This is a genomic window from Staphylococcus sp. SUC_1.2 (genome assembly GCF_026222585.1).
On the sequence record NZ_JANJPM010000025.1, the window covers coordinates 33,886 to 41,259 of the forward strand.

At 31.9% G+C, this 7,374-nt stretch carries 6 protein-coding genes; 1 reads left to right on the forward strand and 5 read right to left on the reverse strand.

All coding sequences use genetic code 11. The annotated features are described in order from the left end of the window. Positions 1 to 77: 77 nt before the first annotated feature. The 5 genes from dnaK to lepA form a co-directional block, all read right to left on the reverse strand. Positions 78 to 1,913, reverse strand: coding sequence for a molecular chaperone DnaK (dnaK, locus tag NR218_RS09345; RefSeq protein ID WP_037558181.1), 1,836 nt, complete (start codon positions 1,911 to 1,913; stop codon positions 78 to 80). 50 nt (positions 1,914 to 1,963) lie between these two features. Beyond that, the gene (gene grpE / locus NR218_RS09350; protein WP_011275632.1) at positions 1,964 to 2,590 is read right to left on the reverse strand and encodes a nucleotide exchange factor GrpE; all 627 of its coding nucleotides are present in this window, start codon (positions 2,588 to 2,590) and stop codon (positions 1,964 to 1,966) included. A 31-nt stretch (positions 2,591 to 2,621) separates the two neighbouring features. Then, the gene (hrcA, locus tag NR218_RS09355; RefSeq protein WP_011275631.1) at positions 2,622 to 3,599 is read right to left on the reverse strand and encodes a heat-inducible transcriptional repressor HrcA; all 978 of its coding nucleotides are present in this window, start codon (positions 3,597 to 3,599) and stop codon (positions 2,622 to 2,624) included. Positions 3,600 to 3,700: 101 nt separating this feature from the next. Next, positions 3,701 to 4,822 carry a radical SAM family heme chaperone HemW gene (gene hemW / locus NR218_RS09360; RefSeq protein ID WP_011275630.1) on the reverse strand — a complete coding sequence of 374 codons (1,122 nt, stop codon included), beginning with the start codon at positions 4,820 to 4,822 and terminating at the stop codon, positions 3,701 to 3,703. A gap of 132 nt (positions 4,823 to 4,954) precedes the next feature. Beyond that, positions 4,955 to 6,778, reverse strand: a complete 1,824-nt coding sequence (gene lepA / locus NR218_RS09365; RefSeq protein WP_011275629.1) for a translation elongation factor 4 — start codon at positions 6,776 to 6,778, stop codon at positions 4,955 to 4,957. A gap of 336 nt (positions 6,779 to 7,114) precedes the next feature. Here lepA and rpsT point away from each other — a divergent pair, with 336 nt between their 5' ends. After that, entirely contained in the window at positions 7,115 to 7,366 is a 252-nt protein-coding gene (rpsT, locus tag NR218_RS09370; protein ID WP_011275628.1) for a 30S ribosomal protein S20, read from the forward strand. Positions 7,367 to 7,374 lie beyond the last annotated feature (8 nt).

Genomic DNA, 7,374 nt, shown 5'->3' on the forward strand with positions numbered 1-7,374 from the left:
GTTCAATTGACTTTGACTTTTTGGCTTACATTCATAATAGTTTGCTAATTAAAGCATACTTTACAAACGGTTAGCAATTATTTTTTATCTTCATCATCATTAACTTCTTTAAATTCAGCATCTTCAACATTGCTATCGTTTTGAGTTTGTTGAGCACCGTCTTGTGCTTGTTGCTGAGCTTGTTGAGCTTGTTGATATACTTTTGCTGATAAATCTTGAATTACTTTTTCAAGTTCTTCTTTTTTCGCTTTAATATCTTCGATGTCTTGTCCTTCAAGCGCAGATTTTAAAGCATCTTTTTTGCTTTCCGCATTAGATTTATCTTCTTCACTAATATTGTCGCCAAGGTCAGTAATTGTTTTTTCAACTTGGAATACTAAGCTATCTGCTTCATTTCTTAAATCTACTTCTTCACGACGTTTTTTATCTGCTTCAGCGTTTTCTTCGGCATCTTTAACCATACGATCGATTTCTTCATCAGAAAGCGCAGAGCTTGATTGAATAGTAATATTTTGTTCTTTATTAGTACCTAAGTCTTTCGCAGTAACATTTACGATACCATTTTTATCAATATCAAATGTTACTTCGATTTGTGGCACACCACGTGGAGCCGGTGGAATGTCAGTTAATTGGAATCTTCCTAAAGTTTTGTTATCAGATGCCATTGGACGTTCACCTTGCAATACGTGAATATCCACTGCTGGTTGATTGTCAGCTGCAGTTGAATAAACTTGAGATTTTGAAGTTGGGATTGTAGTATTACGTTCGATCAACGTATTCATACGTCCACCCATAATTTCAATACCTAATGATAATGGTGTTACGTCTAATAACACAACATCTTTAACATCACCAGTGATAACGCCACCTTGAATTGCAGCACCCATTGCTACTACTTCGTCTGGGTTTACACCTTTATGAGGATCTTTACCAATTTCTTTTTTAACAGCTTCTTGAACTGCTGGGATACGTGTTGAACCACCTACAAGAATAACTTCGTCAATTTCAGAAGTTGATAAACCAGCGTCTTTTAATGCTTGACGAGTTGGTTCCATAGTTCTTCTGATTAATGAATCAGCTAATTCTTCAAATTTAGAACGAGTAAGACTAATTTCTAAGTGTAATGGACCACTTTCACCAGCTGAAATAAATGGTAATGAAATTTGAGTTTGTGAAACGCCAGATAAGTCTTTTTTAGCTTTTTCTGCAGCGTCTTTTAAACGTTGTAACGCCATTTTATCTTGAGATAAATCTACGCCATTTTCTTTTTTGAATTCTGATACTAAGTAGTCAATAATTACTTGGTCAAAGTCATCACCACCAAGTTTGTTGTCACCTGCAGTTGATAGTACTTCGAATACACCGTCACCTAATTCAAGAATTGATACGTCAAAAGTACCGCCACCTAAGTCGAATACTAATACTTTTTGATCTTGATCAGTTTTATCTAAACCGTATGCTAATGCAGCTGCAGTAGGTTCGTTGATAATACGCTCAACTTCTAAACCAGCAATTTTACCAGCATCTTTAGTTGCTTGACGTTCAGCATCATTGAAATATGCAGGAACTGTAATAACAGCTTTATCTACTTTGTCACCTAAATAACTTTCAGCAGTGTTTTTAAGGTTTTGTAATACCATAGCTGAAATTTCTTGAGGTTTATAAGATTTACCTTCAATATCTACTTTATAGTCAGTACCCATATGACGTTTTATTGATTGTACAGTATTTGGGTTAGTGATAGCTTGTCGTTTTGCTACTTCACCGACTTGTGTTTCACCATTTTTGAATGCCACAACTGATGGAGTTGTTCTAGCACCTTCTGGGTTTTGAATTACTTTAGGTTCATCGCCTTCTAAAACAGCTACACATGAATTTGTTGTTCCTAAGTCAATACCGATTACTTTACTCATAATAAAATTCCTCCAATTTTAAAATTTAATATATGGTATTTTTCGTCAATTTATTGATTTACTTTTACCATAGATGGTCTCAATACTCTATCTTTTAACTTATAACCTTTTTGTAGTTCTTGAGTAATATCACCAGATTTGAAATCTGGATTATCATCTTGAACAACAGCCTGGTGGAAGTTAGGGTCAAAAGCTTGACCTTCAGATTCAATTTCTTCTAAACCATTATCTTTAAGTGCTCTTAGTAAACTTTCGTGTACCATTTGAACACCTTTTTGAAGTGATTTAAATGATTCATCATCACCTTCAATTTGTAGTGCGCGTTCAATATTATCAATCGTTGGTAAAATATCCGTTAAAACACGTTGAGATTGATAAGTTTTATTTGTTTCATTTTCTTTCTGAATTCGTCTTTTATAATTTTCGAATTCAGCATATAATCTTAAATATTTTTCTTCATTTTCATTAGCTTTTAATTGTAATTGCTGAATTTCTTCATCTTTAGGATCAACTGCAGTTTCTTCAGAACTTTCTTCGTTCGAACTGTCGTTAGATGAATTATCACTATCAGAAGTAGTATCTTCAACATTTTCAACTGTTGATGTGTCTTCATTCTTTACTTCTTGTTCTTCAGTATATTCAGAATTACTTTTTACTGATTCATCTTTTTCTGTCATTTTTTACCCTCCAATATAATTACAATTAAAATCACCATATTTGGTTAAGTAATTGAATCACATTCTGATAACGCATTGCTGTAGGTCCAATAACCGCAATTTGACCTTTCAATGAATTGTCGAAGTGATATTGACTCGTTACAATCGATATATCACTAAGGCTTTCATCAATCTCTTTTCCAATCTTAACGTTAATATCATTAGTTGAAATTGTCTGTAGTAATTCAGTGATTCTTTCAGATTCTAGATATTGCAAAATTGGTTGAATTGACGAAACATTAGATTCATTTAACGCATCAATTAGTTTAACCTTTCCACCTAAGAAAATGCTATTACTTTGTTTGCTAATATGAGAATTTATCATCTTAACAATGTCATTAATGAATTGATTTTCTTCATTTGAGTTGGCGAAAGAACGAATTTTATCTGATAGTTTAGCGCTTATTTCTATATTATTATTACTAATAAAATTAGAAATGGCGATTAATCTATCGGATGATAACTCAAGTGCAGAATTCAAGTGAAAATGCTCAACATGACCAGAATTATAAATAATTACTAAAATCATGATTGAATCATTTGCCTTAATTAAATGAACATTATTAATCATTTCTTCACTATGTTTTGGACGAACAACTAATGTTGCATAATGAGATTTCATTGATAACTCATTTGCAAAGTAACTTAATGCTGAAGAAATATCATAGTGATTCTCAATTAATAGTTGATTTAAACGTTGTATTTTATTTTTGTTTTGACGAGAGGTTTGTTTTAACAATTGATCGACATAAAGTCTAAACCCTTCTTCGGAAGGTGAACGCCCTGAAGAAGAATGCGTCTTCTCTAAAAAGTTCAAATCTTCAAGTTGCTTCATCTCATTCCTTATTGTTGCAGGACTGACATCTAAATGATGTCTATCAATTAAAGCTTTAGAACCTATAGGTTGTCCTAAATCAACATAATCTTCAACAATTGCATTTAAAATGCTTAATTGTCTTTGTGTAATCATGTTTTCACCTCATTAGCACTCTTTTGTCCTAAGTGCTAATTATAATTTATCAAATTGGTCAAAGTAAGTCAACGTTAAAGCTTTACTTTTTGGATTTTTTATTAATTTAATAAGAAAGCTTCAAATACTTCGTTGCCTATAACCTTTCCTCTTTCAGTAAGTGATATGTTTCCGTCCGTTTCAATCAAAAGTTGTTTTGATTTCAAATCATATATTGTTTCTCCAAATATGTCATCTAATGTTTGACCAAATTTTAACTTGAAACGTTCACGATTGACTCCTTGATTCATTCTCAAGCCTAAAAACATTTCTTCTTCCATCTTTTCGTTCAAGGTTGGACAACTAGAGGTTAAAACAGGTCGTTTTCCATTATTAATAGCATCAATATAGTGGCGAACTGGATTTAAATTTGTATAGCGTTCACCTTCAACATATCCACTTGCACCTGCTCCGAATCCGTAATATTCCTCATTAAACCAATACACTTTATTATGATCGGATTCATGATTAGTTTTAGCAAAGTTGGAAATTTCATATTGTTTAAAGTCGGTTTGATTTAATGTTTTCATTAGGTATTGGTACATTTCAGCGCCTAAGTCTTCATTCGGTAATTTCAATTTCCCTTTACGATACATATTATAAAACTGTGTCTTTGGTTCAAGTATTAAACCGTAACTTGAAATATGGTCAATATCCATATTAATTGCTTGGTTTAAACTATCTGCAAAATCATCTATCGTTTGTTCAGGTAAATGGTACATTAAATCAAGACTTATTGAATTAATACCAGCTTTCCTAGCATTATTTACTGCATTATAGATATCTTGAGTGTTATGCGTTCGTCCTAATATTTTTAATAACTCAGGTTTAAACGTTTGCACACCCATTGAAATTCGATTAACACCATACTGTTTAAGTAACTTAACTTTATTTAAAGTAAGTTCATCTGGATTTGCTTCAAAACTAAATTCGCCATTTATCGAGAATTTTGAATTTATCGCTTGTAATAAACGTTCTAATTGCATTTCACTTAGTGCAGTGGGTGTGCCTCCTCCAACGTACATTGTCTCTAGTTGTTTTGTTTTACTAAATGACATTTCTTTTATTAAGGCAGCAATGTATTCATCTACTGGCTGTTTATCAATAAAATATTTATTGAAATCACAATAAGTACAAATTCTCACACAAAAAGGTATGTGTATGTACGCACTTTTAACTTCCAATGTTACACCCCTTTTTATAACTTAAAAAAGAGATTGAGACTTTGTAATATAAGTTAGTAGCTTCTTTATCAATAATATTCATTATTGTTATGATATCTACCAATTTATATTCGTCTCGACCTCTTTTATGTTCTATTCATCATCCATTTTTAGTACAGCTAGGAAAGCATCTTGAGGAATTTCAACACTACCAACGGCTTTCATTTTAGCCTTACCTGCTTTTTGTTTTTCAAGTAACTTACGTTTACGGCTAATATCCCCACCATAACATTTAGATAATACATTTTTACCCATTGATTTGATGTTTGTTCTTGCAACAATTTTTTGGCCAATAGCTGCTTGTACAGGTACTTCAAATTGTTGACGTGGTATAAGCGTTTTTAATTTTTCAACTAATGCTTTTCCACGTTCGTATGCAAAGTCTTTATGGACAATAAAGCTTAAAGCATCAACTTTATCCCCATTAAGTAGGATGTCCATTTTCACTAAGTTACTTTCTTTATTTTCAATAAATTCATAATCAAATGAAGCGTAACCTTTAGTGTTGGATTTAAGTTGATCAAAGAAATCAAAAACAACTTCAGAAAGTGGTATCTCGTATACGATATTAACTCTAATATCATCTAAATAATCCATATTAATAAATTGTCCACGTTTACGTTGGCATAACTCCATAACTGCTCCAACGTAATCATTTGGAACCATCATTGTAGCTTTCACATATGGTTCATAAATTGAGTCAATCTTATCTCTTTCTGGCATTTGAGCCGGATTATCTACTGTAACCTCTGATCCATCCTTCATAATACATTGATAAATTACTGATGGCGCGGTAGCAATCAATTCAATACCAAATTCTCTTTCAATTCTTTCTTGAATGATTTCCATGTGAAGCATTCCTAAGAAACCTGTTCTAAAACCAAAACCAAGAGCCTGAGAAGATTCTGGTTCAAATTCTAATGAAGCGTCATTTAATTGTAATTTTTCAAGCGCTTCTCTTAAATCATTATAGTCTTTATTTTCAATTGGGAACAAACCACAATATACCATTGGGTTCATTTTTTTATAACCTTTTAATGGTGCTTCAGCTGGTCTATTAGCATGAGTAATTGTATCACCCACACGTGAGTCATCAACATTTTTGATGCTTGCAATAATATACCCTACATCACCTACAGTTAGTTCTTCTATAGGTAGTTGTTTAGGAGTATTAATGCCTACTTCACTAACTTCAAATTCTTTACCTGTAGCCATCATTTTAATTTTATCACCAGCTTTAACAACGCCTTCCATCACACGTATTGATGAAATAACACCTCTATAAGGGTCGTATTCTGAATCAAAAATTAATGCTTTCAATGGTTCACTAGGGTCACCTTCAGGTGGTGGGACAACTTCTACAATTTTCTCTAAAATATCTTCAATACCAATATTTGACTTTGCACTTGCCAGTACTACATCGTCTTGATTTAAACCAATTACATCTTCTAATTCTTGTTTTACTCTTTCAGGTTCAGCTGCAGGTAAATCAATTTTATTTACAACAGGTAATAATTCTAGATCATTATCAAGTGCTAAGTATACGTTTGCTAATGTTTGTGCTTCAATACCTTGTGCTGCATCCACCACTAATATTGCACCCTCACATGCTGCTAAAGATCGTGAAACCTCGTATGAAAAGTCTACATGCCCTGGTGTATCAATTAAATGAAATGTATATGTTTGACCATCATTTGCTTCATATTTTAATCGCACGGCATTTAATTTAATTGTGATGCCACGTTCTCTTTCAAGATCCATTGAATCTAATAATTGATCTTGCATTTCTCTTGTTTCTACAGATTTAGTATTTTCTAAAATTCTATCTGCTAATGTTGATTTACCATGATCAATATGAGCAATAATAGAAAAATTTCGTATATTTTCTCTTCTGTTATAGCGTTCTTGCATATCCATAGCCTATCATTCTCGCTTTCATAAAATTAGCCCGTATATGTATACATCTTTGATATAATAACGTTTTTAATGCTTAATTGCAAACTTAATTGTGCTATTAAAAATTTGAGCATAAGCTTAATAATTCATTACTTACATTACTTTTTCATTTAGATTACATACTAATTATAAAGTGTTAAAGAGTGCATTCCAACACTAATTATGATTTAATTCAGATTTTAATTACACTATACTTAATTAATGATTGCACAAATATGTATGTTTTGATAAAATATTTCTTGTTGTAATCAAAATAAAATTTGATATGCTTAAGATCACTTTTAGGAGGTGACAGTAATGCCAAATATTAAATCTGCTATTAAACGTGTTAGAACAACTGAAAACGCTGAAGCTCGTAATATTTCACAAAAAAACGCTATGCGTACTGCTGTGAAAAATGCTAAAACAGCAATCAACAATAATGCTGATAACAAAGCTGAATTAGTTAACTTCGCTATCAAATCAGTTGATAAAGCTTCACAAAGTAACTTAATTCATTCAAATAAAGCTGATCGCATTAAATCACAATTAATGTCTTCAAGTAAATAATTTGTTAA

Coding starts and splice junctions, on each gene's coding strand:
- hrcA (WP_011275631.1), bottom strand. CDS start 3,599: ATGATTACACAAAGACAATTAAGCATTTTAAATGCAATTGTTGAAGAT.
- dnaK (WP_037558181.1), bottom strand. CDS start 1,913: ATGAGTAAAGTAATCGGTATTGACTTAGGAACAACAAATTCATGTGTA.
- lepA (WP_011275629.1), bottom strand. CDS start 6,778: ATGGATATGCAAGAACGCTATAACAGAAGAGAAAATATACGAAATTTT.
- rpsT (WP_011275628.1), top strand. CDS start 7,115: ATGCCAAATATTAAATCTGCTATTAAACGTGTTAGAACAACTGAAAAC.
- grpE (WP_011275632.1), bottom strand. CDS start 2,590: ATGACAGAAAAAGATGAATCAGTAAAAAGTAATTCTGAATATACTGAA.